Below are 26,257 nucleotides of genomic sequence, written 5' to 3'. Positions count from 1 at the left end.
TGGGAATAAAGCGGCTATTTAGCCGCTTTATTGGTTTCTGGGGGCGGGTTAATTTATGGCGGCGTCGGTGAGGGCGTCGGCCAGGTGGACCTGGGTTTGTTGGGCGGATTGGATGCTAACTTTCAAATTAGATAAAGTTGTATCTATTTCATTAATTTTTTTAATGATTATCCCTTGTTCATTTTTTGGTGGAAGAGGTACAAGAAGTCCCATAAGTTCATTTGAATTAATGTTTTTGACACCTGTAGTTGTTCTAATAGGACCTTCAATTTGCTCACGTATTAAATTTGATTTCATTATCATGTTTATATATCTGGCATTAATATATTCGTTATGTAGCCGTACTCTAATTATATAGCCAGCATAAGCATGATCTTTTAGATCGTGTTGAACTAATGTACTTTGACCGACAATATTAGTGCTGCCATTAGATCTTATAAATAAGAGATCATTTTTATTTAGTGTAAGATCTTTTAATTCAGAATCGGTTAATGCACCATACTTTATGTCGGCAAGATCGATAATACCTTTTACAATGTTAGGAATTCTTAGAACAGGATAGCCTGAAATATTATAATCACATTTTTGAGAAGTTCCATATTTTATATCATGGAGTATATTTCCCAATTTAACCCATTCCCACCCATCTGGCAGTTCAAATGGTTTTTCCTCATCACTAATCGGTGGCAACGGTTTTTGCTTTTTCATTTTCCCGTCTTTCACCAGCTGTGCTTTTTCCTGCGCAATACGTTTGAGCAGTTCAGAGGCCGGTTCATCGTTCGGATCCTGCGGTACCAGTTTGCCCATCACCGCCAGTTGCAGAATGGTCTGTTTTAAGGCGTCAATGCTGGCTTCGGTGGTAAACAGTGTGTCGAAATGCTCGCTGATACGCGACCAGTTTTCGGCCAGTTCATCGGCGTTCTGGCTGTCGGTTAGCGTGGTTAGCAGGGTTTCAACCAGCTGTTGATGGGCATCCAGACTGGTCAGGGAATGCAGCTCCAGTTGGTCGCAGAGGGACATTAGGGTTATGACATAAGATAAAATCTTCTCTTGCATTTTAAGAGAAGGAAGCGCGATAGGTATACTACCTATGACACTTTGGTTTATCGCGGGTATCGAGGTACCTGATTGGTACTTTGACATATCGAGAGCACTAAGGATTAGATAGAACCACTCACCTGATATTGCATTACATGGTTTTATTCCAAGACAGTTGTTATCAATTGCTGTTTCCTGAACTAAAATTCTTCGCTTATTAGTCGCAATTGCTCCGCCAATTTTAGGGAAAATGATGGTGCCGGGCTCTGAAGTTTTAATTTTATATTCATCAGCTAGATCTTTTGAAATTGTATTTATTGTTGAAACGATGAATTTCTCGTTACCCTCGAGATTCATGTCGCTAACCTTACACATCAAAATTTCTTTATCAGAGTTTCCTTGAACCACATTTGGAAAACCAGAACCTAAAGCCCATGTACCAAGATTAATTAATCGGGTCCATTCCCACCCCACCGGTAGCTCAAACGGTTTCTCTTCCTCGCTAATCTCCGGCAGCGGCTTTTGCTTTTTAATTTTCCCTTGCTTCATCAGCTCGGCCTTTTCCGCCGCAATACGCTCCAGAAGTACTGACGCCGGTTCGTCGTTCGGATCCTGCGGCACCAGCTTGCCGCGCACCGCCAGCTCCAGAATTAGCTCGCGCAGCTTCTTAATGCCGTACAGGTCAATCTTACCCGAGCTGCCGCGCCCCGCCGTGGAGCGGGTTTGCAGCGCCGTGGTCCAGGTGTCGATATGGTCGACAATCAGTTTTTCCACCGCCATCAGTTGGTCTCCTTACCGGAGAGCGCCGCGCCGAGGATATCGCGCAATTGGTGGCGCAGGGTCTGGATTTCTTCCTGCTGCTTCGCGTACTGCGCCAGCAGTTCGTCCGGGTCGTGGCTGACGGTTTCCGCCTGGTGCGGGTTCTTGATATCGAGGTTAAAGTTGCGGGCAATCACCTCGTCGATGCTGACCTTCCACGCCTGTTCGTTCTCGACGCGGCTGGCGAAGCCGTCGGCCTCGTTGCCCCACCAGTCGATCTCGGCCTGGAACTCGTCAAACTTCATCGGTTTGGTTTTGCTGTAGTTCTTCACCCCCGCCGGGTACGGGTGCTCGTAGAACCAGATTTCTTTAGTCGGCTGGCCTTTGGTAAAGAACAGCAGGTTGGTTTTGATCCCGGTGTACGGGTTAAACACGCCGTTCGGCAGACGCACGATGGTGTGCAGGTTGCACTCCTCGGTGAGCAGCTTTTTGATCTTGGTTTTCACACCTTCGCCAAACAGCGTGCCGTCCGGCAGCACCACCGCCGCGCGGCCGTTTTTCGCCAGCACTTCAACGATCAGTTGCAGGAACAGATCCGCCGTTTCGCGGGTCTGCATTTCTGCCGGGAAGTTCTTCTCGATACCGTCTTCTTCGGTGCCGCCGAACGGCGGGTTGGTGACGATCACATCCAGCTGTTCATCCCACGACGACAGCGGCTTGTTGAGGGTATTGTCGTGACGAATTTGCACCGGCACTTCGATACCGTGCAGCAGCATATTGGTGGTCGCCAGCAGGTGCGGGAGCTGTTTTTTCTCCACGCCGTGGATCTGCTGTTGTAGCGTCTGGTGATCGGCCACGCTCTTCACGTAGTTGTTTTTGACGTGATCGAACGCGCAGGCGAGGAAGCCGCCGGTGCCGCAGGCCGGATCCATAATCGACTCGCCGAGCTTCGGATCGACGCGATCGACCATAAAGCGGGTGACGGCGCGCGGGGTATAAAATTCACCGGCATTGCCCGCCGATTGCAGATCTTTGAGGATCTGTTCATAAATGTCGCCGAACAGGTGGCGTTCGCTGGCGCTGGTGAAGTCAATTTCGTTGAGCTTGTTGATCACCTGACGCAGCAAGGTGCCGTTTTTCATGTAGTTATAGGCATCGCTGAACGCCTGTCTGACCACAAAGCCGCGCGGGTTTTTATCGATGGGGGCGGTGAGGTTTTTCAGCGCCGGGAACAGGTCATCGTTGACGAATTCCAGCAGGGAATCACCGGTAATGCCCTCGGCGTTTGCCGCCCAGGTGCGCCACAGGTAGCGCTGTGGGATCGGATACTGATAGTTATCCTGCTCCAGTTCCAGCGCCTCTTCCTGGGCGTCAAAGATTTTCAGAAACAGCAGCCAGGAGAGCTGGCCGAGGCGCTGCGCATCGCCGTCCACGCCGGCGTCTTTGCGCATAATGTCCTGTAATGATTTGATTACTGAGCTGATTGACATGATGTATTCCATGTTTCATTAACAATAAGGCCTTCTGCTACGCGGTGGCAGCAGAAGGCGCAAAAGGGGAGTGGTTACGCGGAGCGGGGCGGTAGGTGGTAGATTTCGCTCTCCAGCTCGCTGATGGCCTGATTATACCCGTTACGGTCGCCGAATCCGCTTTTAATGATCTCCGGCAGCGTACCCATGCTGTCGAACGGCTTGAGCTTCAGCACCTGGATACTCTCGATTTCCTGCACGCCCGCATCGGCGTATTTATCCAGCAGCGTATTCAGCACCGCCTGCGCGGCGTCGGAGTATTTGGTGAAGTAGTTGCGTTTACGCACGTTCTCCGCCCGCTCTTTGCGGGTTAACGGCGGCTGACCATACACCACGTGGCACAGCATGTCGAACGGGTCGAGCTCTTTACCGACCTCTTCCGCCAGCACTTCCCAGATGATCCCCTGCTGCTCCAGTTCCTTGATGATGGCTTCTTTGCGTTCGGCGTCCTGCCATTTGCGGGTGAAATCATCCAGCGAGGCGTACTCTTTGAGCAGCGTTTTACGGGTGTAGTCTTTGAAGGATTCGGTGACCAGCTTGCCGTCGGCATCGTAATACTGCACGCGCTGGGCAATCACGCCGACGGCCACGCCGTTGACGTGAAACTTACGTACTTTGTTCTCGTCGTCTTCCGGCAGCGGGCCGACATCGTCTGCACCGGTGACGGTATACGGCGCGGGATCTTCATCGGCCCCGGTGATGTCGTCTTTAGTCTCTTCTTCGTGCTCGTCGAACTGCTCTTCAAAATCAGAGTCCGGGTCGGCGATATCTTCCGGCGTGGTGTCCATCACCTTTTCCGGAATGCCGTCGAAGCGTTCGTCGGCGAACAGTTCGGTTGCCTTTTTGAAGTCGAGGATGGTGAACCACAGCTTGCCGTAGCGTTCATCAATGCGGGTACCGCGGCCGATGATTTGCTTGAATTTGGTCATCGACTGAATGTTTTGGTCCAGCACCACCAGTTTGCAGGTCTTTGCGTCGACGCCGGTGGTCATCAGCTCGGAGGTGGTGGCGATAACCGGATAGGCTTTTTTGGGGTTAATAAAGTTATCCAGCTGTGCTTTGCCGATGTCGTCATCGCCGGTGATTTTCATCACATACTTGTCGTTCTTCTTGACCTGTTCCGGGTTGAGATTGACCAGCGCGCGGCGCATCCGCTCCGCGTGATCGATGTCGTTACAGAAGATGATGGTTTTATCCATCGGGTTGGTGCGTTTGAGGTAATCGGTAATGGTTTTGGCCACCAGTTCGGTACGCTCATCAATCACCATCGTGCGATCAAAATCTTTCTGGTTGTAGATACGGTCGTCGATCAGCTCGCCGTTTTTATCTGTCTGGCCTTTGGTCGGGCGCCATCCCTGAAGATCGACATCGATATCGACGCGCACCACTTTATAAGGGGCAAGGAAGCCGTCTTCGATGCCTTCTTTCAGTGAGTAGATATACACCGGGTCGCCGAAGTAATCGGTGCTGGAGACTTCATGAGTCTCTTTCGGCGTGGCGGTTAAGCCAATCTGCGTGGCGGCGCTGAAATAGTCGAGGATTTCACGCCACGCGCTATCTTCCGAAGCGCTGCCGCGGTGGCATTCGTCGATGACAATCAGGTCAAAGAAATCCGGGGCTACTTGTTTAAAGGCCTTTTGATCTTCTTCCGGGCCGGTGATGGCCTGGTACAGCGCGAGATGGATTTCAAAGGCCGGATCGATAGTGCGCCCGGTGACTTTGGTCATTGCCGTGCCAAACGGCAGAAAATCGTTGTTTTTGGTCTGATCGACCAGAATATTGCGATCGGCGAGAAACAGGATCCGCTTTTTACTTTTCGCTTTCCATAAGCGCCAGATGATCTGGAAGGCGGTGTAGGTTTTCCCCGTTCCGGTTGCCATCACCAGCAGAACGCGGTTCTGCCCGGCGGAAACGGCTTCAATGGTTTTATTGATGGCCTGTAGCTGGTAATAACGCGGTGCTTTGCCGGTGCCGTCGTCGTAGTAGTCCTGGGTAATCACCGGAAGCTGAGCTTCAGTATAGCCTTTTGATAAGCATAATTTTTGCCACAGTTCCGAGGGAGAAGGGAATTCGCCGAGGGTAATCGGTTTTTCCATTAGTTCGCCGTCAGCAACCGTGGCATCGCGGAAAATAAAACCGTCGCCGTTGGTAGCAAAAACAAAAGGAACGTCCAGCAGGCGCGCGTATTCAATACCCTGCTGCATCCCTTTACCAATTTCATGTTTATTGGCTTTGGCTTCAATCACTGCCAGCGGAATACCCGGCTTGTAATACAGGACGATATCGGCGGATTTCACCGTTCTACGCGCCGCGACTTTGCCGCGCACGATGACTTTGCCGTCCCGGAGTTTGACCTCTTGTCTGATTTGCGTTGTGTCGTTCCAGCCAGCATCAAGGATGGCGGGCATAACGCGTTTGGTGATGATGTCTGCTTCCGTCAGGGTACTCAGGTTCAGGTCAGCCATTGGGGATTCTCATCGAATAGCGATGCGCAAATTCTACACACAAAATCAGATGAAATCATTACACTCTGTGTGCATTATTGGTGTTAAGTCTCTGTTTTAGATGAATTCGTGAATTCTGTACCCAACATATAAGGTTTTAATATGGAAGTTATTAAGATTTGGAGATCCTTTCTTAAACATTTTAAACAGAAAAAATTAGATTCTGCGGTGATTGTCTATGGCGTGATCGCAATCTATTTAATCCCCTATAAAGTTCCTTTAAAAAGTTACCTGGTTGCATTTCTCTTTGTATCTATTCTAATATTCTCTTGCACTCAAGAAAATCGAATTAGGGAATATATCAGTTTCTTTGTACGCACAGACAATGATCATTTATTGACTCGGTTTGCTGGTATTCTATCGCTAACTGCATGGTCAATTTTTTTGCTTTTGTTGTTGTCTGCTAATGTGTTTGTCAACACCATAACGTATTGGTTAGCTATTTTATTTTCAGTCTCTATCCTCATTAGTAGCATTTTGACTATTTTAGATTTTGCCAGAAATAATACAGCAAAAACCTTTAAGGTAATCGGCTTGGCGGTTACCGCATTTTCAGGTGTTTTTGTTTTTACTAGTAGTTACTCTGCCAGTATTTTCTGGCAAATCAGTAACCTGGAGCTATCCTCTTCTCCATGGTTAGAATATTGTTGGAAAGCCACCGCATTTCTTATGTTTTTCCTGTGGTTATCACAACCTATTTGCTATGGGCTATTTCTGCGTTACGGTGATAAAGCAAAAGGGTATCGAATCTTTACATTAACAGGTGCTTTTATTATGTCTATGTTTTTGTTTCTGCTTGTTCCTGTGTTGATTGGTGATGTCGCTTATTTTGTGCTAAAAAAGACCATCAACCATGAATGGCGCAATGAAGCAAAGTGCGGTGAATTGGAAGTGAAGAATAAAAACGAAAAATATTTTGGTTTTAATACTGATAAATATACTGTGTTTTATTCGGATAAAAATGATAAGTGGGGTTTCTATGAGATCACCTGCAAAAAAGGGAGCGACAGGAGAGATACTTATAGTGTGGAGCCTTTGCCGGAGTATAATATCCCCTCGTGGTTAAGGTAGTTTGTATTTATCATTATGTAGTGGTGCGCTGGTGGAAGATATAATATGCTAACGGTGAATAGAGAGTGCCATATCTGCTCTGAAGGCCATCATTCTGTGATGGCCTTGATGCGGGTTACTTCCTTAACCCCGCAAATGCCGCTCTGATCTCGTCTTCCGGCAACTGGATCCCGATAAATACCAGCGTGCTGTGCGGCGTTTCGTCGCCCCACGGTCTGTCCCAGTCGGCGCTGTAGAGACGCTGCACGCCCTGGAACAGCAGGCGGTTGGGGGCGCCGTCGATCCACAGCATCCCTTTGTAACGCAGCAGTTTATCCGCTGATTCCAGCAGCAGGTTTTCCATCACCCGCGACACCTCGCTGATATCCACCGGGTAATCCAGTTCCACCACAATTGACGATACATCGTTCTGTTTATCGGCAATAAAGTGGAAACGCGGTTGGCTTGCCAGCACGTTCTCTTCCAGCATAAAGCCGCTGGTATTAAACAACTGACTCAGGTCAATATCGCCGTGTACCACGGTGTAAACCGGGGCGCGGGCGTTGATACGCGCCAGCCGCTCGCGCAGTTTCTCGCTGTCGCCTGCCACGTCGGTTTTGGTCAGCAGGATACGGTCGGCGTAGCCTATCTGCGACTGGGCGATGGTGAACTGGTTCATCTGCTCGTTAGCGTGCACCGCGTCGACCAGCGCAATCACGCCGTCTAACAGGTAGCGTTCGCATAATACGTCATGGGAGAAAAAGGTCTGAATAATCGGGCCGGGGTCAGCCATGCCGGTGCATTCAATCACCAGGCGGTCGAAAGCAATATCGCCGCGGTCGCGGCTGTCGAGCAGGTCTAATAGCGCATCTTCCAGCTCGTTGGAGCGGGTACAGCAGATGCAGCCGTTAGTCAGGGTTTTGATCTGTGTGGCGCGATCGCCAATCAGTTGATCGTCAACGGAGACTTCGCCAAATTCGTTTTCGATAACGGCGATTTTAAAACCATGTTGTTCGTTGAGGATATGGCGTAGTAGGGTGGTTTTGCCGGCACCAAGAAAACCGGTAAGTAGGGTAACTGCAATCGGGGTCATAGTCTCTCCATTAACAACAGCGCATACCGCCTTTGCCATCGCCGCCGTAACGTGCTTGCTGACGTTCGCGGAAGAACTCTTCATAGGTCATGTACGGCTTGTCGGGATGGTTGGTTTTCATGTGCTCGACATAGTTGTCGTAGTCCGGAATACCAATCAACATTTTTGCCGCCTGGCCGAGATATTTTTTTGCCTGACCTAAAGTATCAAACATTCTGCCGTCCTGTTAATGAATAAAGCCGGATGGCGGCTTGCGCCTTATCCGGCCTACACTAGCCGGGGTCGCTGTGCGCTACCCGGCATCAGTTTTAGTGGTGTGAAGAGATCTTCACGCCGCCTTCCGGCACGGGCACATACGGGGTTTCTTTGTCGGTACGTTTATCGCTGTTGCGTACCTTCATCCAGGTGGTGAAACCGTAGAAGATAATACTGTACACCACCACCAGGAACAGAATACTCAAACCAGCGTTAGTGTAGTTGTTCACCACGATATGGTTCATATTGGCAATCTGCTGCGCGGTCAGGTTGGCGTCGTTGGCAATCTTCTCTTTATACAGGTTTGCCATGTAGAAGAAACCTTCCATCTGTGGGTTGGCGCTGAACAGTTTCAGGCCCAGCGCCCAGGTGGTGCAGATCAGCAGCCATACCGCCGGAATTACCGTCACCCAGATGTATTTGGTGCGCTGCATTTTGATCAGTACCACGGTGCTCAACACCAGCGCCACGGCGGCCAGCATCTGGTTAGAGATACCGAACAGCGGCCACAGGCTCTTCACGCCGCCCAGTGGGTCGACCACGCCCTGATACAGCAGATAGCCCCACAAACCGACGCAGCCTGCGGTACCGATGATACCCGCGACCAGAGAATCGGTTTTTTTCAGGAACGGGACGAAGTTACCCAGCAAATCCTGCAACATAAAGCGGCCGGAACGGGTACCCGCATCCAGCGCGGTCAGGATAAACAGCGCTTCGAACAGAATACCGAAGTGATACCAGAAGCCCATATCCGCCATCGGCAGGACTTTGTGGAACACATGCGCGATACCTACTGCCAGCGTTGGCGCGCCGCCTGCGCGGTTCAATACTGACGGTTCACCGATATCTTTCGCAGTTTGCAGGATTTGTTCCGGGGAAATCACAAAGCCCCAGGAGCTGACGGTCGCCGCTGCATGTGCGGTAACGTCTTTCAACTGCGCCATAATCAGCGGCGCGTTCTCGCCGCCCATCTCGTGCAGGTTTGGCATGGTAATGCCCAGACCTGCCGGCGGGGTGTTCATCGCGAAGTAGAGACCCGGTTCAATGATCGAGGCCGCCACCAGCGCCATCACCGCAACAAAGGACTCCATCAGCATCGCGCCGTAGCCGATAAAACGCGCATCGGTCTCACAGGCCAGCAGTTTCGGCGTGGTACCGGAAGAGATGAGCGCGTGGAAGCCAGAGACGGCGCCACAGGCGATGGTGATGAACAGGAATGGGAACAGAGCGCCTTTCCACAGCGGGCCAGTACCGTCGACATATTGCGTCAATGCCGGCATTTTTAGTTCCGGGTTGAGGATCACAATCCCCAGCGCCAGACCGACGATCACGCCGATTTTCAGGAAGGTAGCGAGATAGTCGCGCGGGGCAAGGATCAGCCATACCGGCAGCAGCGCGGAAACAAAGGCGTAGCCGATCAGCGCGAAGGTAATGGTGGTGTCTTTAAAGGTCAGCGCCGGGCCCCAGTACGGGTCGTGGGCAATCACGCCGCCGAAGTAAATAGACGCCACCAGCAGCACGATACCAATAACGGAGACTTCGCCTACGCGTCCCGGACGCAGGAAGCGCATGTAGATGCCCATAAACAGCGCAATCGGCACCGTGGAGCAGACGGTGAAGACGCCCCACGGGCTTTCGGCCAGCGCTTTAACCACAATTAATGCCAGCACCGCGAGGATGATGATCATGATTAAGAAGCAGCCGAACAGCGCGATGGTGCCTGGAACGGTACCCATCTCTTCTTTGATCATCTCGCCAAGAGAGGCGCCGTTACGGCGGGAGGAGATGAACAGCACCATAAAGTCCTGCACTGCGCCCGCGAGCACTACGCCCGCCAGCAGCCACAGCGTCCCCGGCAGATAGCCCATCTGCGCGGCCAATACCGGCCCGACCAGCGGACCTGCGCCGGCGATGGCGGCGAAGTGGTGACCAAACAGCACGTAGCGGTTAGTCGGCACGTAGTTCAGGCCGTCGTTATTGATGACCGCCGGCGTCGCGCGCGTCGGGTCGAGTTTCATGACCTTCTGGGCGATATACAGGCTGTAGTAGCGGTAAGCCACCAGATAGACGGAAACGGAAGCGACCACGATCCACAGGGCGCTCACGTGTTCACCCCGACGTAGGGCAACGACCGAGAGGCAGAAAGCACCGATGATTCCGAGAATCACCCAGGGTATGTGCTTGAATATCTTTTTCGTATCCATAGTAAAACCTGGTTGTAAGTTTAATTATCAGCCGAAGCTGGGTGGACATTGAGTTCGTGTTTGAGGAGGTAGATTGACTGCTATGCTGAGAGGATCTTGCCAGATCATCGCGCGCGTAAAGTTAGGTAAATCAGTGAGTGGTTGTATGGCGGTTTAAGCGGTCGGACGTACCGGTAAGCGGTTTCGCGGAGGAGGGCGTGGGCTATTTTATGTGATTGAGATCACGATATAAAATGGGACGATCCTTGTTGCGCGGGGCGTCATAACGACTTCACTGAGCTAATCGTGATATTAATGGCGCGCATCCCATAAAGTTTTCCCTTTCCAGGCCGAAAATTCTGTATCTGTCTAGCGGAAAGAGAAAACATGTTAAAGCGAATTAAAATTGTTACCAGCTTACTGCTGGTATTGGCGCTATTTGGCCTTTTACAACTGACATCCGGCGGGCTGTTCTTCAACTCGCTGAAGAATGACAAAGAAAACTTCACCGTATTGCAAACCATTCGTCAGCAGCAGTCTGCCCTGAATGCAACCTGGGTGGAGCTGTTGCAAACGCGTAATACCCTGAATCGCGCGGGTATCCGCTGGATGATGGACCAGAGCAATATTGGCAGCGGCGCAACTGTCGCTGAACTGATGCAGGGGGCGACCAATACGCTGAAGCTGACCGAAAAAAACTGGGCGCAGTATGAGGCGTTACCGCGCGATCCACGTCAGAGTGAAGCGGCTTTCCTTGAGATCAAACGAACCTATGATATCTACCACGGCGCGTTGGCGGAGCTTATTCAGCTTCTTGGCGCGGGTAAGATTTGATCAACCGACTCAAAGCTATCAGGACGCTTTTGAGAAGCAGTACATGGCCTATATGCAGCAAAACGATCGTCTGTACGATATTGCTGTTGAGGATAACAACAGTTCCTACAACCAGGCGATGTGGGTACTGGTCAGTGTGCTGATTGCCGTTCTGGTGGTCATTATCGCCGTCTGGTTCGGCATCAAACTGTCGCTTATCGCCCCGATGAATCGTCTGATTGAAAGCATTCGTCATATCGCCAGCGGCGATCTGGTGAAGCGTATCGACGTGGAAGGCTCCAACGAAATGGGGCAGTTGGCTGAAAACCTGCGTCATATGCAAAGTGAACTGATGCGTACCGTTGGCGATGTACGTAACGGCGCGAATGCGATCTATAGCGGCGCCAGCGAGATTGCGATGGGCAACAACGATCTCTCTTCCCGTACTGAGCAGCAGGCAGCGTCTCTGGAAGAGACCGCCGCCAGTATGGAACAACTGACCGCCACCGTGAAACAGAACGCCGAAAACGCCCGTCAGGCCAGTCACCTGGCATTGAGCGCCTCTGAAACAGCGCAAAAAGGCGGCAAAGTGGTGGATAACGTCGTACAAACAATGCGCGATATCGCCTCCAGTTCGCAGAAAATCGCCGATATTATCAGCGTAATCGACGGTATTGCTTTCCAGACCAATATCCTGGCGCTGAATGCGGCGGTAGAAGCGGCGCGCGCAGGCGAGCAGGGACGCGGGTTCGCGGTGGTGGCCGGTGAAGTCCGTAATCTGGCCCAGCGTAGCGCGCAGGCGGCACGAGAGATCAAGAGTCTGATTGAGGATTCCGTGAGCCGTGTTGATGTGGGGTCGACGCTGGTCGAAAGCGCCGGTGAAACCATGGATGAGATCGTCAATGCAGTTACCCGCGTGACCGATATCATGGGCGAGATTGCCTCGGCGTCTGACGAGCAAAGCCGTGGTATCGACCAGGTGGGCCTGGCGGTAGCGGAGATGGATCGCGTAACGCAGCAGAACGCCTCGCTGGTGGAAGAGTCCGCCGCCGCGGCTGCGGCGCTGGAAGAGCAAGCCAGCCGTCTGACCCAGGCCGTCGCAGTGTTCCGTATTCACCAGCAACAGCAGCGTGCGCGTGAAGTGGCTGCGGTAAAAACCCCGGCAGCCGTGTCGTCACCAAAGGCCGCAGTGGCCGACGGCAGCGATAATTGGGAAACGTTTTAAGGGCGTATGGTGAACAGTCGGCCTACAGATGATCGTAGGCCGGATGAGATGTTCACACTTTTGCCTGATGGCGTAGCGCTTACCAGGCCTGGCAGTCCGCGCAGGCCGATTTTAAACCAGCATCAGGCGCATGGCGCAGCGTGATTCATACGCGAGGCCGTGCGCCGCTTCCTCCTCTCTTTTCTGATATCGCGCGCTAATCCAACGTTGAGTGAAGGTGTGCGGTGATCCACAAAAAATGAATAAAGCGAGAGAACGCACGACAGGAGAGCCTTGTTTCGCGGCATCATAATTGCTGATGTGATAATCGTGAGAGGATACGATGCGCAAAGATGCCCTGCTTGCTTTCCTGATGAACCAAACGGATTTTTTTGATCCGGAAAATGTCAGTGAGGTGTTTACCGCGCGCTATCTGGCGCAGCGTTTTAATATGCAGCGTAATACCGCCAGCCATTATCTGAACCAACTGGTGGCGCAGGGCGTGCTCTGCAAAATCAATACCCGTCCCGTCTATTTCCTGCATAAGCAGGCATTTAGCCAACAGTTTTTTACCCTTTCGCGTAATGAATACGCCAGCGTCGCGGAGCTGTTAGCGTACGGGGAACAGGAGTGCGCGCCGGACGATCACTTTTCCCTGTTGATTGGCCATAACGAAAGCCTGAAGCGCCCGATTGAGCAACTGAAAACCGCGCTGTTTTATCCCGACGGCGGACTGCCGCTACTGATGACCGGCGAAAGCGGCACCGGGAAAAGTTATCTGGCGCAGCTCATGCACGAATATGCCATCGCCCAGGCGCTTCTGTCGCCGGATGCGCCATTTATCAGTTTCAATTGCGCCCAGTATGCGAGCAATCCCGAACTGCTGGCGGCGAATCTTTTTGGCTATGTGAAGGGCGCGTTTACCGGTGCGCAGAGCGACAGACCGGGCGCGTTCGAGGCGGCTGACGGCGGCATGTTATTTCTGGATGAAGTCCACCGGCTGAGCGCCGAAGGGCAGGAGAAGCTCTTTACCTGGCTCGATCGTGGTGAAATTTATCGGGTAGGCGACACCGCGCAGGGGCATCCGGTTTCGGTACGTCTGGTATTTGCGACGACCGAAGAGATACACAGTACCTTTCTGACGACATTTTTGCGACGTATCCCGATTCAGGTCAACCTGCCGGATCTCCAGCACCGCAGCCGCCAGGAAAAAGAGGCGCTGATCTTACTGTTTTTCTGGACGGAGGCGAAAAAACTCTCGGCCACGCTTATCCTCAAACCGCGTTTGTTGCAGATCCTCAATCAGTATGTTTATCGCGGCAACGTCGGCGAGCTGAAAAATGTGGTGAAGTATGCGGTGGCGACAGCATGGGCAAAAAAGCCTGGGCAGGAAACCGTTACCGTGTCGCTGCACGATCTGCCGGATGCCATGCTGTCGGCATTGCCGTCACTGAATGAACCGCTGGCGGACGACACGCCGGTGAGCATCTCGCCCGACACGAACCTGACCTGGCTGCTGCGCGCCCGCGACGAGATGCAGGGCATGATCCATGATACGCAGTGTCATGTGCTGGCGCTGTACGAGCTGGTACGTAGCGGGAAAGAGGAGTGGGAGACGGTACAAAAAAGAATGGGCGATGAAATTGAAACCCTCTTCGATCGCCTGATTTTTACCGGCGACGATAATGTGCACTCACAGCGGTTGCTGTTAATTACAAGCCAGGTGCGGGAAGAGTTTTATCGTCTGGAGAAGCGCTTCAATATGCAGCTTAACGGCAACTGTATTTACGCGCTTAGCCACTATTTAATCCATCGTACCGCACTGGCGCCTTCTCGTCTCAACAGCGAGCAGATCCGCCAACTGGACGCCTTCCTCGCCCAGAAATATCCGCTGCTGTACAGCTTCTGTTTACAAATTCTGGAGACGCTGGGCCAGAAGCTGGATCTGGAGCCGAGACGCATTGATATGCTGCTGCTGGCGCTTTGGCTGCATAAACAGGGGGCTAACAACCAAAAACAGGTGACGCATGCGGTGATTCTGGCGCATGGCTATGCCACCGCCAGCAGTATCGCCAACGTCGCCAACCGGTTACTAAAAAATACGATTTTTGAATCGTTCGATATGCCGCTGGACGTCACGCCGGAGGCGATAGCGCAGCAGGTGATGCGCTATCTGGAAGAGCATCCGCTCGCCTCCGGCCTGATGATTCTGGTGGATATGGGATCGCTCAAGGCCATTCATCGTCATTTTGATCGCGCGCTTTCCACGCCGGTGACGATTATCAACAACGTCTCGACCAGCATGGCCCTGTATGTAGGGGAGCGTATTTTACAGGGGCATTTTATTGAAGAGATCGCCCGCGATATCGCCCGGGATGTGCCGGTCGAGTATCAGCTCTACTGGCCGAAAAGCAACAAACCGCGCGCCATACTGACCACCTGCGCGACCGGTATCGGTGTGGCGACGAATCTTTGCGCATTACTGAGCGCCAGTATTCCGCAGACGCTGGAGATTGACGTCGTCGCCTGCGATTATGCGATGCTGGCGAGCAATAAAACTCAGGAGCCGGTATTTATGCGCTACGACGTACTGGCGATAGTTGGCACGCTGGACCCGCACATCGCCAGCGTGCCGTGGATTTCGCTCGACTCGCTGATCTCCGGCGAGGGGAACCACTACCTGATGCGGCTGTTTGGTTCGCTGACCACGCCGGAGCAGGTGGCGGAGATCAACAACCTGCTGCTGAAAAACTTCTCGCTCCGACGAGTGATCGAATCCGTCACCATCCTCGACACCAGCAAAGTCATCAACCACGTTGAGCAGTTTCTGCTGCGCTATGAGCATCTGGCGGGCGTTACCGTCTCGAATGAAAGAAAGGTGGCGCTCTATGTGCATATTAGTTGCTTGATTGAGCGTCTGATCCGCCATGCGGGTATTACTGCCTGGAGTGGGCAACAGTGTCCGGAACAGGAACTGAATCGGCTACGGGAAGCGTTTAGTGTCATTGAGAGTAACTACAGTGTCAAAATCCCCACCGCCGAGCTTGGCTATATCCATAATATCCTGACCTTCGAAACAGAACTTATCGAGCAAGATCAAGAGTTTTAACGATTTCCCTCTGTTAACCCACATCTTTTTTCGGCGCGCCACTTTTTCTGGCACGCCGCTTGCTCTCTTTTATCACAGTGGAATGTGTTTTAGAGGTCAGGATGAAGAGACATTATATTTTCGCCAGCCACGGCACGCTGGCCAGCGGAGTTTTAAACTCCGTGGAGCTGATTTTAGGCAAACGGTCAAATGTCTGGACGCTGTGCGCTTACGTTGAAGAGAGCGTGGATTTAAGCCAGCAGGTAGATACGCTAATTGCCCGGATCCCGCCGGAAGATGAAATTATTGCGCTGACCGATATTTTTGCCGGCAGCGTGAATAACGAATTTGTCCGTTATTTATCACGGGAAAATTTTCATCTGCTAGCAGGGATTAACCTGCCGCTGGTTATCGATCTCTTTATGTCGGAAAACGATGGCAATACCACGCATACCATAATGACGGCGTTAGCGGATTCAAAAGAAAATATTCAGTACTGCAATCAAACTATCACCAGCGCCATGCAAAGCGATAAAGATTTTTAAGGGGAGGAAGCGTCATGATTGTTTTTTTACGGGTGGATCATCGTTTATTACATGGACAGGTCGCCTTTTCCTGGACGCAGTACGTTGGCGCAGACTGTATTTTAATTGCCAACGACAGTGTACCTAATGATGACCTGCGTAAAACCACCATTAAAATGGCGAAGCCGCCCGCGGTGAAGCTGGTTATTAAAAATATTGCCGATTCAATTGAAGCGATAAAAAGCGGCGTTACCGATAAATATAAACTTTTTATTGTTGTTGAATCCGTGGCGGATGCGTACCGGCTGGCGCGCGAATTACCCGACATTAAAAGTATTAATTTAGGCGGCACGAAGGTGCGTGAAGGGAGTCAGAATATTGCTAAAGCCATCAATCTGTTAGCGGATGAAATGACTCAACTTCGGGAGCTGGCGGCTGGCGGAGTAGAGATAGAAATTCGGCTGGTGCCTAACGATCGTAAACAACTTTTTGCCTGAGCGGATACCCTCCTGAGGACATATTATGGTAGAGGCGCTTTTACTTGGACTGGTGGCGTTTATCGCCCAGTCTGAATATGCATTAGGGACGTCGCTGATTTCCAGACCTATCGTGACCGGACTTTTAACCGGACTGGTGCTGGGCGACATGGAAACCGGAATTGTGATGGGCGCGACGCTGGAGTTGGCGTTTATCGGTTCCTTTTCGGTGGGCGCGTCGCTGCCGCCGGATGTGGTCACTGGCGGTATTTTAGGTGTGGCCTTTGCGATTAATTCCGGCGCTGGGGCGGAAACCGCGCTGTTATTAGGTTTGCCTATCGCGACACTGGCGTTAATTGTGAAAAATATCTATAACGGAATGTTTATTCCGTTGCTCTGTCATAAAGCCGATGCTTACGCTGAGATGGGGGATACCCGGGGCATTGAGCGTATGCATTTAATCTCCGGCATTGGGCTGTCGCTGATGCTGGGGATTATCGTCACGGTCTCTTATTTAGCGGGCGTGAATATGGTTAAAGGTTTTCTGGATGCCATTCCAGAATTTATTAAACATGGATTAAGCGTTGCCACCGGTATTATTCCCGCGCTGGGTTTTGCCATGCTGGCGCGCTTATTAATTAATAAAAAGGTCGCCCCCTATTTTTTCCTCGGTTTTGTTTTAATGGCGTATTTAAAAATTCCGGTGACGGGTATTGCGATTCTCGGCGCGATCGTCGCCGTCGTGATGGTCAATATGCCGAAATTTGCGGCCTCGCAACCGGCACCTGCGCAAGGAGCGTCTCATGACGATGAAGATGATTTCTGATAAAGACCGCCAGCAGGCGGAAACCACTGGTCTGGTCACCGCGCGTGATTTACGCCGCGTCTTCTGGCGGTCATTCCAGATGGAGTTTTCCTGGAACTATGAACGACAAATGAACCTGGCGTTCGTCTATACGCTCATTCCGGTATTAAAGAAACTGTATAGCCGAAAAGAAGATCTTGCCGAAGCGCTAAAACGCCATCTGGCTTTCTTTAATACCACGCCGCACATTGTGACGTTGATCCTCGGTATTACCGTGGCGATGGAGGAGAAAAATAGCCAGCAAAAAGAGATGGACGCCAGTTCTATCGATAACGTCAAAGCGTCGTTAATGGGGCCGCTGGCGGGTATTGGCGACTCTTTTTTCTGGGGAACATTGCGTCTTATCGCCACTGGCATCGGTACCAGCCTGGCGCTGAAAGGCAATATTCTGGGGCCGATTTTATTTCTGCTGGTGTTTAACGTACCGCATATTCTGGCCCGCTGGTTCTTTACCCGCTGGGGCTATGTGCTGGGAACCGGCGTACTGCAACGTATTCAGCAAAGCGGAATGATGGAAAGCCTAACCTATGGCGCCTCGATTATCGGTCTGATGGTGGTTGGCGCGATGACGGCCTCCATGATTGATATCACCATTCCCATTACGTTTGGTACGGGAGAGGCGAAAACCCATGTTCAGGACATTATTAACGACATCATGCCTTGTCTGCTGCCGTTAATTAGCTTCGCCATTGTGTACTGGCTGTTAGGGAAAAAAGTGAAACCGTTAACCATCATTGGCGGTATTGCGCTGGTGGGAATTTTCGGTTCCTGGATAGGGTTATTTTAAGAGGGATACACAATGTCACCAACCATGCTGACCTATATTAACGAAGAGTCTGACGTCCTGGCGAATATTATTCGCCGCCATCGCCAGTCGCTGGAAGAAGTATCGCGGTTCGCCAGCCAAAAAACGTTACGACGAATACTGATATTAGCCACCGGATCGTCATTGAATGCCGCCTTTTGCGCCCGTTATTTCTTTGAGCGCTGCGGTATCTCTATCGATATTAAAGAGCCGTACACCTTTAGCCAGTATGAGAATAGCGATCCGCAAGCCGATATGGTTATTGCTATTTCCCAGAGCGGGAAAAGCGCTTCTACCCTGGAGGCGATGCGTAAAGTTCAGGCGCAGGGACGTCCGGTATTCGCTCTGACCGCCGATCCGCAAAGCCCTCTTGGCAAGGCCAGTGATTATCCACTGGATATTCTGACCGGGATTGAGTCCGTCGGCTTTGTTACCCGTGGATTTAGCGCGACGGTACTGAATCTGTTGCTTATCGCGTTGTTAGTTGCCCGTCAGCAGCAGCGGCTGACGGAATCGCAGGTCGAGGAGTATGTGGCGCAGCTTCAACGCATCGCGGCAACCCTGCCGTTGGTTATCGTGCGTACGGAAGCGTTTATTCACCAGCACCAGGCCGTTTTACGAAACGGGACGCGTTTTGTGGCGATAGGCTACGGCGCGCTGGTTGGGGTGGCAAAAGAGTTGGAAACTAAATTTACCGAGACGGTACGTGTTCCCTCAAGCGGGTTTGAGCTGGAAGCCTATATGCACGGCCCGTATCTGGAAGCCAATGCGGAACACGTGATGTTCTTCTTTGAGGACCGGCCCGACGCGCGCTCCAGGGCGCTACGGGAGTATATGACGCCTGCGGTCGCCAAAACCTTTACTCTCACGCTGGCGAAGGCGGCGCAGGATGACCAGACGCTTGCGCTGGATGTAGCGGTTGATCACCATTTCTCGCCATTACTGTTGATTGTGCCGGTACAACTCATGGCGTTTCATATCGCCTCACTGAAAGGCATCGACCTTTCGGTACGCATTTTTGACGATTTCGATCGCGTTTTAAAAAGTAAAATCTGAACAATCAGGAGAAAAATATGTTGGGTTTTAATCAGGACGAGTACCTGACGAGTGCTCGTGAGATCATCGCTGCGCGCCAGAAGGCAGAACAGGTTGCTGACGAGATTTATCAGGCCGGGTTCAGTTCTTTATTTTTCGCCTCTGTTGGCGGTTCACTGGCACCAATGATGGCAATTAATGAATTTGCCAAAGAATTAACGACGTTGCCGGTTTATGTTGAGCAGGCGGCAGAATTAATTCATAAAGGAAATAAGCGGCTGAATAAAAACTCTGTGGTTGTTACGCTGTCTAAATCCGGTGATACCAAAGAATCGGTGGCGATCGCCGAGTGGTGTAAAGCGCAGGGAATACGCGTAGTCGCTATTACCAAAAATGCGGACTCTCCGCTGGCGCAGGCGGCGACATGGCATATTCCGATGCGTCACAAAAATGGCGTGGAATATGAATATATGCTGCTGTACTGGCTGTTTTTCCGCGTGCTGTCGCGCAATAACGAATTCGCCAGTTACGATCGCTTCGCCAGCCAACTGGAAATTCTGCCGGCGAATCTGCTGAAAGCGAAACAAAAATTTGATCCGCAGGCCGATGCTATCGCCAGCCGTTATTATAACAGCGATTATATGATGTGGGTCGGCGGCGCGGAGATGTGGGGCGAGGTCTATCTGTTCTCCATGTGTATCCTGGAAGAGATGCAGTGGAAGCGCACGCGCCCCGTCAGCTCTGCGGAATTTTTCCACGGCGCTCTGGAGCTGCTGGAAAAAGACGTTCCGCTCATTCTGGTGAAAGGGGAAGGGAAATGCCGCGCGCTGGATGAACGCGTTGAGCGTTTTGCCAGTAAAATTACCGATAACCTGGTGGTGATTGATCCGAAAGCGTATGCGCTGGACGGCATTGATGATGAGTTCCGCTGGATCATGGCGCCCTGCGTCGTCTCGACACTGCTGGTTGATCGGCTGGCGGCGCACTTCGAGAAATATACCGGCCACAGTCTGGATATTCGTCGCTACTACCGTCAGTTCGATTATTAACAGAAAGGGGCGTGTAGCATATACAGTGCCTGATGGCGTTTCGCTTATCAGGCCTGTGCGCCAGTTTATGGATAAAGATGATGTGTAGGCCGGGTAAGGCGCAGCCGCCACCCGGCATATATGACCTTCTCTTTTAACCCTCAACATTCACCACTTTGATCTCCACCATGCCAATCCCCAATTTGCGCGGCGAATGGCCCAAAATATTACCTTCGTTGGTGGAGACGGGAGCGGGCGGCGCAATGACTAAGGTATTCGCGTCCGTCGGGTTGTTGAAATGCAGCGTGATAGTGGACACATCGTGACCCAGCACCAGCGTCTGTTCTTCGTTGCCTACGCGTACCGGAATCGGCCGATTCGCGTTGTCGCCGAAGGCTTTGGCGGTGATCACCAGATCAAACTTTTTCGGCAGCGGCGCTTTATATTCGATTTTAACCTCATCGCCCAACTGCGCATTTGACCAGCGGCCCCAGGACTCCGGCCGGGAAATGCCGCTAAACTGCTTCACCTCCTCCGGCGCGCCCGCCACATTAAAGATAAAGCTATCGGCTTTATAACGAATATCGTTATCGACAATCTTTAAAGTATCGACGTTGCCTTTGTAGCGTTCCATATCGATCATCGTGTCTTTAAACGCCGTCTTACCCTGCCACTGCGCTTTATCGACATGCTGTACGGTTTGCTGCCCGCCAAGCTGCCCCTGCGAGACGCACCAGTCGGTGGAGAGCGCCAGCGCCGGCGCCCATAGCTGCGCCATTTTGTAGCAGCGATCGATCCAAACGAAATTATCGCGCGGGGCGAAGTCGGCCAACTGGAACCGTAGCGGAGCGGAGTATTCACTTTCTGGTAACGGTTCAACACGCTTATCCGATACGCGCAGTAGTAACGGCAGGCGGAAGTGGCTGCCGGAAAAAGCGATCATGTTTTTGTCCCGATCGACGGTAAAATCTTTTATCTCTTTCGGGAAATTCCACAGGCGAATGATATCCGGCTTCATCGCCAGCACTTTCTCTTTTACATTCAGGAACACTTCCGACAGCGACTGCCCGGAAAGGCTGCTACGTCCCAGACCGATAAAATTATCGCCGCCGAGAATATCCAGCACCGTTGCGCCGTTGTCCATCGTGTTGCGTTTGACCGCCAGAGTCTCCTGCTGTGGTTTATCGCCGCGCAGAATGAAAAACAGATTGTTGCGATCTTGCTTATTCAGGTATTTCCAGGCCGTATTATTCATCGCCAGATGGTCGGAAGAGACGACGATAACGGTATCTTTAAACCACGGCGACGCTTTGATTTTGTTGATAAACTCGGCGATGTTTTCCTGGCTGCAACTTACGGCGCTAAAGGACTGGTTGGGCTTGCCGTCATAATCGTAGCGTTTGCGGTTGCAGGTGCGCGAGATAAAACCGTCCGGGTGATGGGTATCCACCGTCAGCGTAAACAGCGAAAAACGCTGGCCTGAGCGGGAAAGCGCTTCAAATTTCTTCCATGCCTCATCGAGCACCGTATCGTCGTAGAAGCCCCAGTCGTTACGATAAGACGGGTCCGCCACCACCGTTTTTAGCTCTTCAGCGCCGTACAGATGATCGAATCCGTGTGATTTCAGGAACACGTCTTTCCCGGCAAAACGCAGGTTAGCGCCCTGCACGAAATAGTTCTGGTAGCCGGAGTTTTTCAGAATATCGCCGAGGCAGATATTCTGCGGGAAGAAGCTGGAAACCGACGCGGACGCATTGCCCTCAAACGGCGCAAACAGCGGAATACCGCACTGGGAAGCCACCATCCCGGCGATGGTGTAATCCGTTCCCGGCAGTTGCATGGTATGGCTGAAATCCAGCCCCTCATTTTTCAGCGCGCCTAACTCTGGCGTGAGATTGGGGAACGCGTCATTATCAAAATAGGTCCGTTCCAGGCTCTCGCCGTAGATATAGACCAGATTGAGCTTCGGATTAGGAATGGTTTTTGCTGGTTCTTTATAATAAACGGCAAAATCCGGATCGCCATCGCGCATTTGTGATTTTACCAGTTCGGTAATCTGGCGAAACGCCGGGCTGGCGTCGACCGAACCCAACGCCAGCAGTAACGCCAGCAGGCTGTAACCGACATGATGAGGATGGTGACGGCGGCGGCGTAGTACCCATCCCAGCGCGCCGAATACCGCCACTAACGCCAGGGCAATGCCGATTCCCGGCAGAATATATTTGCCGACTCCCGCTCCCGTCAGACTATTCGTGAGCGTATAAAGCACTGCGTCGTTGATCCCGTCGCCGGTAAAATAGTCGCTGGCATACAGGGTAATATTCAGAATGACAAAAAGTCCCAGCACCGTGAGAGTGGCGGCAAACCACCAGGTGTTACGACCCGCCTTCCAGGCATATATCAGCACAGAGGCGAGAAACAGAGCGACAGAGAGCAACTCGGACAACTGACGATCCTCAATAAACCAGGCTTATCGCTGGCAGGAAAAAATTTCTAACAATGTAATAGCGATGTCACATTGCTGCAATTCTAATAACTTTACACGGCGCTGTTATTTAGAATGAGTTTAGAAAGTTGGTTTTTTGATCGGCATCACTTCCTGCCATAGCGGTTAATAACAGGAAAAGACGAAGAGAAAAATCGGGTTAATGCCGTGTTGGCGGGTAAAGGGCCAAAACACGGCTTTTATCAGGGCGTCCCGGCGTGGCGCACGGTCAGAAAAACGCAGTCAGGAGAGGAAATTCAGCCCTTGCTGCAACACCAGATCGCAAGCTTTGGTTTTCACCTTTTCCGCCAGCGGCGTACTGCCGATATTATTGAGGTTCAACTGCTGGCCGTCCTTCGTCTTGAGCAACCCTTGCAGGCCGTTCAGGTAGTTAGTATCCTGCTCCTGCTGTGTGGTATCCAACCCCAACTTGTTCAGAATCTGATTTTTAACGTTTTCCACGTTGGTAGCGGACGCCAGTTTCTGTTTGGCGCAGTACTGCAAAATACCGGCGGCATTATTCATATTATCGGCGCTGAGTGACTGGGCACCTCTGCTGAGCAGACCGGTTAGCGCAGAAAGCGACATCCCGCCCTGCTGTGCGTTCGCGCCCTGAGCGCTTAGCTGACTGGCGGCAATACCGCTGGTGGAAATCAGTACGCTGGCGATCGCCGCGCAGCACAGAACATGTTTCGCTGTATTCATGGTAATCACCTGTGTTATGCCAGCCAGGCGTTGTATCGCCCTGGCGCACGTTGCAATTTAATACTCTTTACCCGTCACCCGGCTGCGGTAACTGTCCCAGGTAAAATTAACCCATAAACTGTTGCCGAGACGCATACGGTCCATGACGCGTTCGCCAAGCATTTTCGTCATCTCTTCCATATTGCTGTTCGTCAACATGCCGGTGGGACGTTTTGACGAGGAACGACGATCGACAATTTGATTGATGATCACTTTTTCATAGCGAGATTCTGTCTGCACGCCGATCTCGTCGATCACCAACAGATCAACGTTACTCAGATCGTTAAGCAACTGCTCTTCGCTGGTTTCCCGATTGCTGAACGTGTCTTTCATCGCTGACATAATATCCGCTACGGTGATAATCAGTACCGACTTTCCGCGCAGCAGCAGCTCGTTACAAATAGCCGCGGCGAGATGGTTTTTACCGGTTCCCGGCTTGCCGGAAAAGACAAAGCTGGCGATATTGCCGTCAAACTCATCAACGTACTGTCGGGCTTTGCTTAACGCGTTCATTTGTCCGTCGCACTCAACCCGATAGTTATCAAACGAGCAGTTCTGATGCAGCGGTCGAATGCCGGAACGGTTAAAGGTGCGCTGCATTTTCATCGCCCGATTTTCCCGCGCCAGCGCTGCCGCCCGGATCTCGCCCTGCTCTTTCTGCCAGGCCAGCAGTTCTTCGCCCGTTTTAAACGCCGGCGTAATATGCGCAGGCATCATTTTTTGTAGACGCTGCATCAGGTCGCCAACATTTTTCATCGTTACCCCCTAAAACCTGGTGGAATATGATTGTCAGGTTCGCTGACGCTATTGATGTCGCGCTGCGGCATTCCGCCATTGCTGGAACGGCTGATTTGCACGCTGCGCGCCAGCTTTTGCTGCCACTGGATATGGTGAAAAACCTTACCTTCCGCCTGCCAGTAGGCGATAAACGCCGCCAGCTCTTCTGCGGTGACCGGCTCCCGAAGCGCCACGCCCCAAAGGGCAGCCTGACGCTGAAAATCCGCATCCGGTTGCCAAGCGGGATACATGGCGAATTTTCCGCAGGGAATCGCAACGGGGGCGGCTTCGGGTTCTTCGTAAAATTGCGCGTCTAACGCCACATCGCTTCCCGGACGTGATAACTTTTCTTCAAGCGCCAGCAGTTCAGCCATGCGTGCAGGCGTCACGGCATAAAATGCAGGCGCATTATTAGCGAATACCGCCACTGCGCCGCCCGTTGACTTCGCCAGCACAGCATGATGATCGTGTAAAAGGGCGTCAATACCGATGACGTCCGACGTTAAAATTCTGGAAGACATAATGTTTCTCAATATGGAACAACAACCGAGAAGGGCGACTGTTTTTATAGTACCACACAGACCTGTAAGAACAGCAGGAGGCGTTCCACCATTCACACGCGGGGGCGTTTGCGGTACAGCCATAATCCCGGTACAGAGAGGCCAATTGAGAGCGCGCCAACAATGGAAGAGGCTTTCAGAAAATTGGTCAGCAGCGTAATCATCATCGGTTCGCTATAGCCCAGATGGCTAATTTTTACTGCGGAAATCATCGCGGTATAGGCGGAAATCCCCGGAAACATCGGGATCACGGCCGCGACGGTAAACACTTTAGGGTGAGCGAGATACCAGCGTGACCACTGAATACCAATACTGCCGACCAGCAGCGAAGCCATAAACGTCGACCATTCGATATTAAAGCCTGCGCTCATCATCAGCATACGCGAGCCATGACCCAGCGCCCCCAGTAGCGCGCACCACGGAAGCGCCCGGTGGGGAACATTAAAGACCATCGCAAACCCGACGGCGGGGATCGCAGACAAGATCATGTCCTGCATTAGCGCCAGTAAAAAGTCGATTATACCCATCCTCGTAGCCCCCATACTGTCATTGACATCACTACGCCCACACAGGTGGCCAGTGTCAACAGGCTGGCGATAGCCCAGCGCGCCAGCCCGGTATTAATATGTCCTTTAAACATATCTGCGACGGAATTAATCAGCGGAAAGCCCGGCACCAGTAGCAGTACGCTCGCCGCCATGGCGATAGTGGGCGTCTGGCTAAAGGCGGGAAGGGTGAGCATCAGCCCGGAAATCGTGGTAGCGACAAAGGCGGTAATGCAAAAATTGATCTGCGGATGTAAATGCCGCTGCGCCAGCATCTGGCGGATATACATGGCTATCATACTGGCGAAAAAGGTGATAACCGCGCCATCCCAGCCGCCATTATTCAGCTTACAAAAGCAGGAGCAGGAAAGACCGACCATAAACGCCACCAGCCAGCGCGGATAACGCAGCGGGCGGAGCTGGCTAAAGCGTTTTTCCACGCCTTTGTAATCCAGCAGACGATGTTCCGCGAGGATAACGATATGCTGAACCTCCGTGACGACGTGCATATTAATGCCGCGATCCTGGTTTTTACGTGTCGATGTCAGACATTGTCCGTCTTTAATGGTCGTCAGGACAATGGCGTTAGAGGAGATCGCGCTTTCGACGCTATCCATACCGAGCGCCAAACCGAGGCGGGTGGAAAGCTCATCAACCAGTGCGCTTTCCGCCCCGTGCTGCAATAAAAGCAGCCCGCATTGAATACATAACCGTGTTACTGCTCGTTGAATTGATTGCTCTTCTTGCATGACTCGTCCTGTCCGAAAAGACATTCTATGCGCCGCCACTATGACAGAGGCTTTCTTTTTAACACGAAGCGCAGGCATGATGGCGTTGGTTAAGATCAATTTCTTGTTGATAAAAACGTCAACCGCCAGACGCAACGCATAAGCTTCC

At 52.0% G+C, this 26,257-nt stretch carries 20 protein-coding genes and 2 pseudogenes; 9 read left to right on the top strand and 13 right to left on the bottom strand.

Annotated features, from left to right (window positions below; translation table 11 throughout):
* Positions 1-48 precede the first annotated feature (48 nt).
* The 3 genes from ABVN44_RS06965 to hsdR form a co-directional block, all read right to left on the bottom strand.
* A complete protein-coding gene (locus ABVN44_RS06965; RefSeq protein ID WP_023231484.1) occupies positions 49-1,818 on the bottom strand; it encodes a restriction endonuclease subunit S in 1,770 nt (589 codons plus the stop codon).
* Positions 1,818-3,287 (bottom strand): type I restriction-modification system subunit M, encoded by a 1,470-nt coding sequence (locus ABVN44_RS06960; RefSeq protein WP_023231483.1) that lies wholly within the window; start codon positions 3,285-3,287, stop codon positions 1,818-1,820. Before ABVN44_RS06960 ends, ABVN44_RS06965 begins: the two co-directional genes overlap by 1 nt.
* A 74-nt stretch (positions 3,288-3,361) precedes the next feature.
* Complete coding sequence (gene hsdR / locus ABVN44_RS06955) at positions 3,362-5,791, bottom strand: EcoAI/FtnUII family type I restriction enzme subunit R (protein ID WP_023231482.1); 2,430 nt, start codon at positions 5,789-5,791, stop codon at positions 3,362-3,364.
* 141 nt (positions 5,792-5,932) lie between these two features.
* On the opposite strand from hsdR, the gene ABVN44_RS06950 reads away from it, so the two are divergent.
* Positions 5,933-6,901, top strand: a complete 969-nt coding sequence (locus ABVN44_RS06950; protein ID WP_000452024.1) for a hypothetical protein — start codon at positions 5,933-5,935, stop codon at positions 6,899-6,901.
* 115 nt (positions 6,902-7,016) lie between these two features.
* Here ABVN44_RS06950 and yjiA read toward each other — a convergent pair whose 3' ends face one another.
* From yjiA to btsT, 3 genes are all read right to left on the bottom strand, one after another.
* Positions 7,017-7,973 (bottom strand): GTPase, encoded by a 957-nt coding sequence (gene yjiA, locus ABVN44_RS06945; RefSeq protein ID WP_000187835.1) that lies wholly within the window; start codon positions 7,971-7,973, stop codon positions 7,017-7,019.
* Between the two features lie 10 nt (positions 7,974-7,983).
* On the bottom strand, positions 7,984-8,187 hold the full coding sequence (locus tag ABVN44_RS06940) for a YbdD/YjiX family protein (RefSeq protein ID WP_000460616.1): 204 nt from the start codon (positions 8,185-8,187) through the stop codon (positions 7,984-7,986).
* 94 nt (positions 8,188-8,281) lie between these two features.
* Positions 8,282-10,432 carry a pyruvate/proton symporter BtsT gene (gene btsT / locus ABVN44_RS06935; RefSeq protein ID WP_023216448.1) on the bottom strand — a complete coding sequence of 717 codons (2,151 nt, stop codon included), beginning with the start codon at positions 10,430-10,432 and terminating at the stop codon, positions 8,282-8,284.
* A 366-nt stretch (positions 10,433-10,798) separates the two neighbouring features.
* Between btsT and tsr the strand changes: the two are divergent.
* A pseudogene (tsr, locus tag ABVN44_RS06930) lies at positions 10,799-12,449 on the top strand (methyl-accepting chemotaxis protein).
* Between the two features lie 111 nt (positions 12,450-12,560).
* Here the strand turns inward: tsr and ABVN44_RS06925 are convergent.
* Positions 12,561-12,635, bottom strand: a pseudogene (locus ABVN44_RS06925) (GNAT family N-acetyltransferase); the annotation flags it as partial.
* 136 nt (positions 12,636-12,771) lie between these two features.
* On the opposite strand from ABVN44_RS06925, the gene ABVN44_RS06920 reads away from it, so the two are divergent.
* From ABVN44_RS06920 to ABVN44_RS06890, 7 genes are all read left to right on the top strand, one after another.
* The gene (locus tag ABVN44_RS06920; protein WP_023231481.1) at positions 12,772-15,537 is read left to right on the top strand and encodes a sigma 54-interacting transcriptional regulator; all 2,766 of its coding nucleotides are present in this window, start codon (positions 12,772-12,774) and stop codon (positions 15,535-15,537) included.
* Positions 15,538-15,638: 101 nt separating this feature from the next.
* Positions 15,639-16,061, top strand: a complete 423-nt coding sequence (locus ABVN44_RS06915) for a PTS sugar transporter subunit IIA (RefSeq protein ID WP_000820693.1) — start codon at positions 15,639-15,641, stop codon at positions 16,059-16,061.
* A 14-nt stretch (positions 16,062-16,075) separates the two neighbouring features.
* The gene (locus ABVN44_RS06910; RefSeq protein WP_000634729.1) at positions 16,076-16,537 is read left to right on the top strand and encodes a PTS system mannose/fructose/N-acetylgalactosamine-transporter subunit IIB; all 462 of its coding nucleotides are present in this window, start codon (positions 16,076-16,078) and stop codon (positions 16,535-16,537) included.
* A 25-nt stretch (positions 16,538-16,562) separates the two neighbouring features.
* Positions 16,563-17,342: a PTS mannose/fructose/sorbose/N-acetylgalactosamine transporter subunit IIC gene (locus tag ABVN44_RS06905; protein WP_023231480.1), complete on the top strand. Its 780-nt coding sequence runs from the start codon at positions 16,563-16,565 to the stop codon at positions 17,340-17,342.
* Entirely contained in the window at positions 17,320-18,168 is an 849-nt protein-coding gene (locus ABVN44_RS06900) for a PTS system mannose/fructose/sorbose family transporter subunit IID (RefSeq protein WP_000178065.1), read from the top strand. Before ABVN44_RS06905 ends, ABVN44_RS06900 begins: the two co-directional genes overlap by 23 nt.
* A gap of 12 nt (positions 18,169-18,180) precedes the next feature.
* Positions 18,181-19,242, top strand: a complete 1,062-nt coding sequence (locus ABVN44_RS06895) for an SIS domain-containing protein (protein WP_023231479.1) — start codon at positions 18,181-18,183, stop codon at positions 19,240-19,242.
* Positions 19,243-19,259: 17 nt separating this feature from the next.
* Positions 19,260-20,270: an SIS domain-containing protein gene (locus tag ABVN44_RS06890; RefSeq protein ID WP_023231478.1), complete on the top strand. Its 1,011-nt coding sequence runs from the start codon at positions 19,260-19,262 to the stop codon at positions 20,268-20,270.
* 133 nt (positions 20,271-20,403) lie between these two features.
* Here ABVN44_RS06890 and opgB read toward each other — a convergent pair whose 3' ends face one another.
* The 6 genes from opgB to ABVN44_RS06860 form a co-directional block, all read right to left on the bottom strand.
* Positions 20,404-22,695, bottom strand: a complete 2,292-nt coding sequence (gene opgB, locus ABVN44_RS06885; protein WP_001292725.1) for a phosphatidylglycerol--membrane-oligosaccharide glycerophosphotransferase — start codon at positions 22,693-22,695, stop codon at positions 20,404-20,406.
* Positions 22,696-22,977: 282 nt separating this feature from the next.
* The gene (locus ABVN44_RS06880) at positions 22,978-23,439 is read right to left on the bottom strand and encodes a DUF2501 domain-containing protein (RefSeq protein ID WP_001090314.1); all 462 of its coding nucleotides are present in this window, start codon (positions 23,437-23,439) and stop codon (positions 22,978-22,980) included.
* A 57-nt stretch (positions 23,440-23,496) separates the two neighbouring features.
* Entirely contained in the window at positions 23,497-24,234 is a 738-nt protein-coding gene (dnaC, locus tag ABVN44_RS06875; protein ID WP_000799924.1) for a DNA replication protein DnaC, read from the bottom strand.
* A gap of 2 nt (positions 24,235-24,236) precedes the next feature.
* Entirely contained in the window at positions 24,237-24,776 is a 540-nt protein-coding gene (gene dnaT, locus ABVN44_RS06870; RefSeq protein WP_000098573.1) for a primosomal protein DnaT, read from the bottom strand.
* 92 nt (positions 24,777-24,868) lie between these two features.
* Positions 24,869-25,342 (bottom strand): threonine/serine exporter, encoded by a 474-nt coding sequence (locus ABVN44_RS06865; protein ID WP_000511329.1) that lies wholly within the window; start codon positions 25,340-25,342, stop codon positions 24,869-24,871.
* Complete coding sequence (locus ABVN44_RS06860; RefSeq protein WP_001727653.1) at positions 25,333-26,109, bottom strand: threonine/serine exporter ThrE family protein; 777 nt, start codon at positions 26,107-26,109, stop codon at positions 25,333-25,335. Before ABVN44_RS06860 ends, ABVN44_RS06865 begins: the two co-directional genes overlap by 10 nt.
* Between the last annotated feature and the right edge of the window lie 148 nt (positions 26,110-26,257).

It is taken from the genome of Salmonella sp. SJTUF15570 (assembly GCF_043357055.1).
GTDB lineage: Bacteria > Pseudomonadota > Gammaproteobacteria > Enterobacterales > Enterobacteriaceae > Salmonella > Salmonella enterica.
This window is presented reverse-complemented; position numbering and strand designations above follow the sequence as displayed.

Bases quoted from the DNA above. Each gene is read 5' to 3' on its own strand.
- ABVN44_RS06905 (WP_023231480.1), top strand. From the start codon at position 16,563: ATGGTAGAGGCGCTTTTACTTGGACTGGTGGCGTTTATCGCCCAGTCT.
- ABVN44_RS06910 (WP_000634729.1), top strand. From the start codon at position 16,076: ATGATTGTTTTTTTACGGGTGGATCATCGTTTATTACATGGACAGGTC.
- hsdR (WP_023231482.1), bottom strand. From the start codon at position 5,791: ATGGCTGACCTGAACCTGAGTACCCTGACGGAAGCAGACATCATCACC.
- ABVN44_RS06915 (WP_000820693.1), top strand. From the start codon at position 15,639: ATGAAGAGACATTATATTTTCGCCAGCCACGGCACGCTGGCCAGCGGA.
- ABVN44_RS06965 (WP_023231484.1), bottom strand. From the start codon at position 1,818: ATGGCGGTGGAAAAACTGATTGTCGACCATATCGACACCTGGACCACG.
- yjiA (WP_000187835.1), bottom strand. From the start codon at position 7,973: ATGACCCCGATTGCAGTTACCCTACTTACCGGTTTTCTTGGTGCCGGC.
- ABVN44_RS06890 (WP_023231478.1), top strand. From the start codon at position 19,260: ATGTTGGGTTTTAATCAGGACGAGTACCTGACGAGTGCTCGTGAGATC.
- ABVN44_RS06960 (WP_023231483.1), bottom strand. From the start codon at position 3,287: ATGTCAATCAGCTCAGTAATCAAATCATTACAGGACATTATGCGCAAA.
- ABVN44_RS06900 (WP_000178065.1), top strand. From the start codon at position 17,320: ATGACGATGAAGATGATTTCTGATAAAGACCGCCAGCAGGCGGAAACC.
- btsT (WP_023216448.1), bottom strand. From the start codon at position 10,432: ATGGATACGAAAAAGATATTCAAGCACATACCCTGGGTGATTCTCGGA.
- ABVN44_RS06865 (WP_000511329.1), bottom strand. From the start codon at position 25,342: ATGGGTATAATCGACTTTTTACTGGCGCTAATGCAGGACATGATCTTG.
- ABVN44_RS06950 (WP_000452024.1), top strand. From the start codon at position 5,933: ATGGAAGTTATTAAGATTTGGAGATCCTTTCTTAAACATTTTAAACAG.
- ABVN44_RS06940 (WP_000460616.1), bottom strand. From the start codon at position 8,187: ATGTTTGATACTTTAGGTCAGGCAAAAAAATATCTCGGCCAGGCGGCA.
- dnaC (WP_000799924.1), bottom strand. From the start codon at position 24,234: ATGAAAAATGTTGGCGACCTGATGCAGCGTCTACAAAAAATGATGCCT.
- ABVN44_RS06880 (WP_001090314.1), bottom strand. From the start codon at position 23,439: ATGAATACAGCGAAACATGTTCTGTGCTGCGCGGCGATCGCCAGCGTA.
- ABVN44_RS06920 (WP_023231481.1), top strand. From the start codon at position 12,772: ATGCGCAAAGATGCCCTGCTTGCTTTCCTGATGAACCAAACGGATTTT.
- ABVN44_RS06895 (WP_023231479.1), top strand. From the start codon at position 18,181: ATGTCACCAACCATGCTGACCTATATTAACGAAGAGTCTGACGTCCTG.
- ABVN44_RS06860 (WP_001727653.1), bottom strand. From the start codon at position 26,109: ATGCAAGAAGAGCAATCAATTCAACGAGCAGTAACACGGTTATGTATT.
- dnaT (WP_000098573.1), bottom strand. From the start codon at position 24,776: ATGTCTTCCAGAATTTTAACGTCGGACGTCATCGGTATTGACGCCCTT.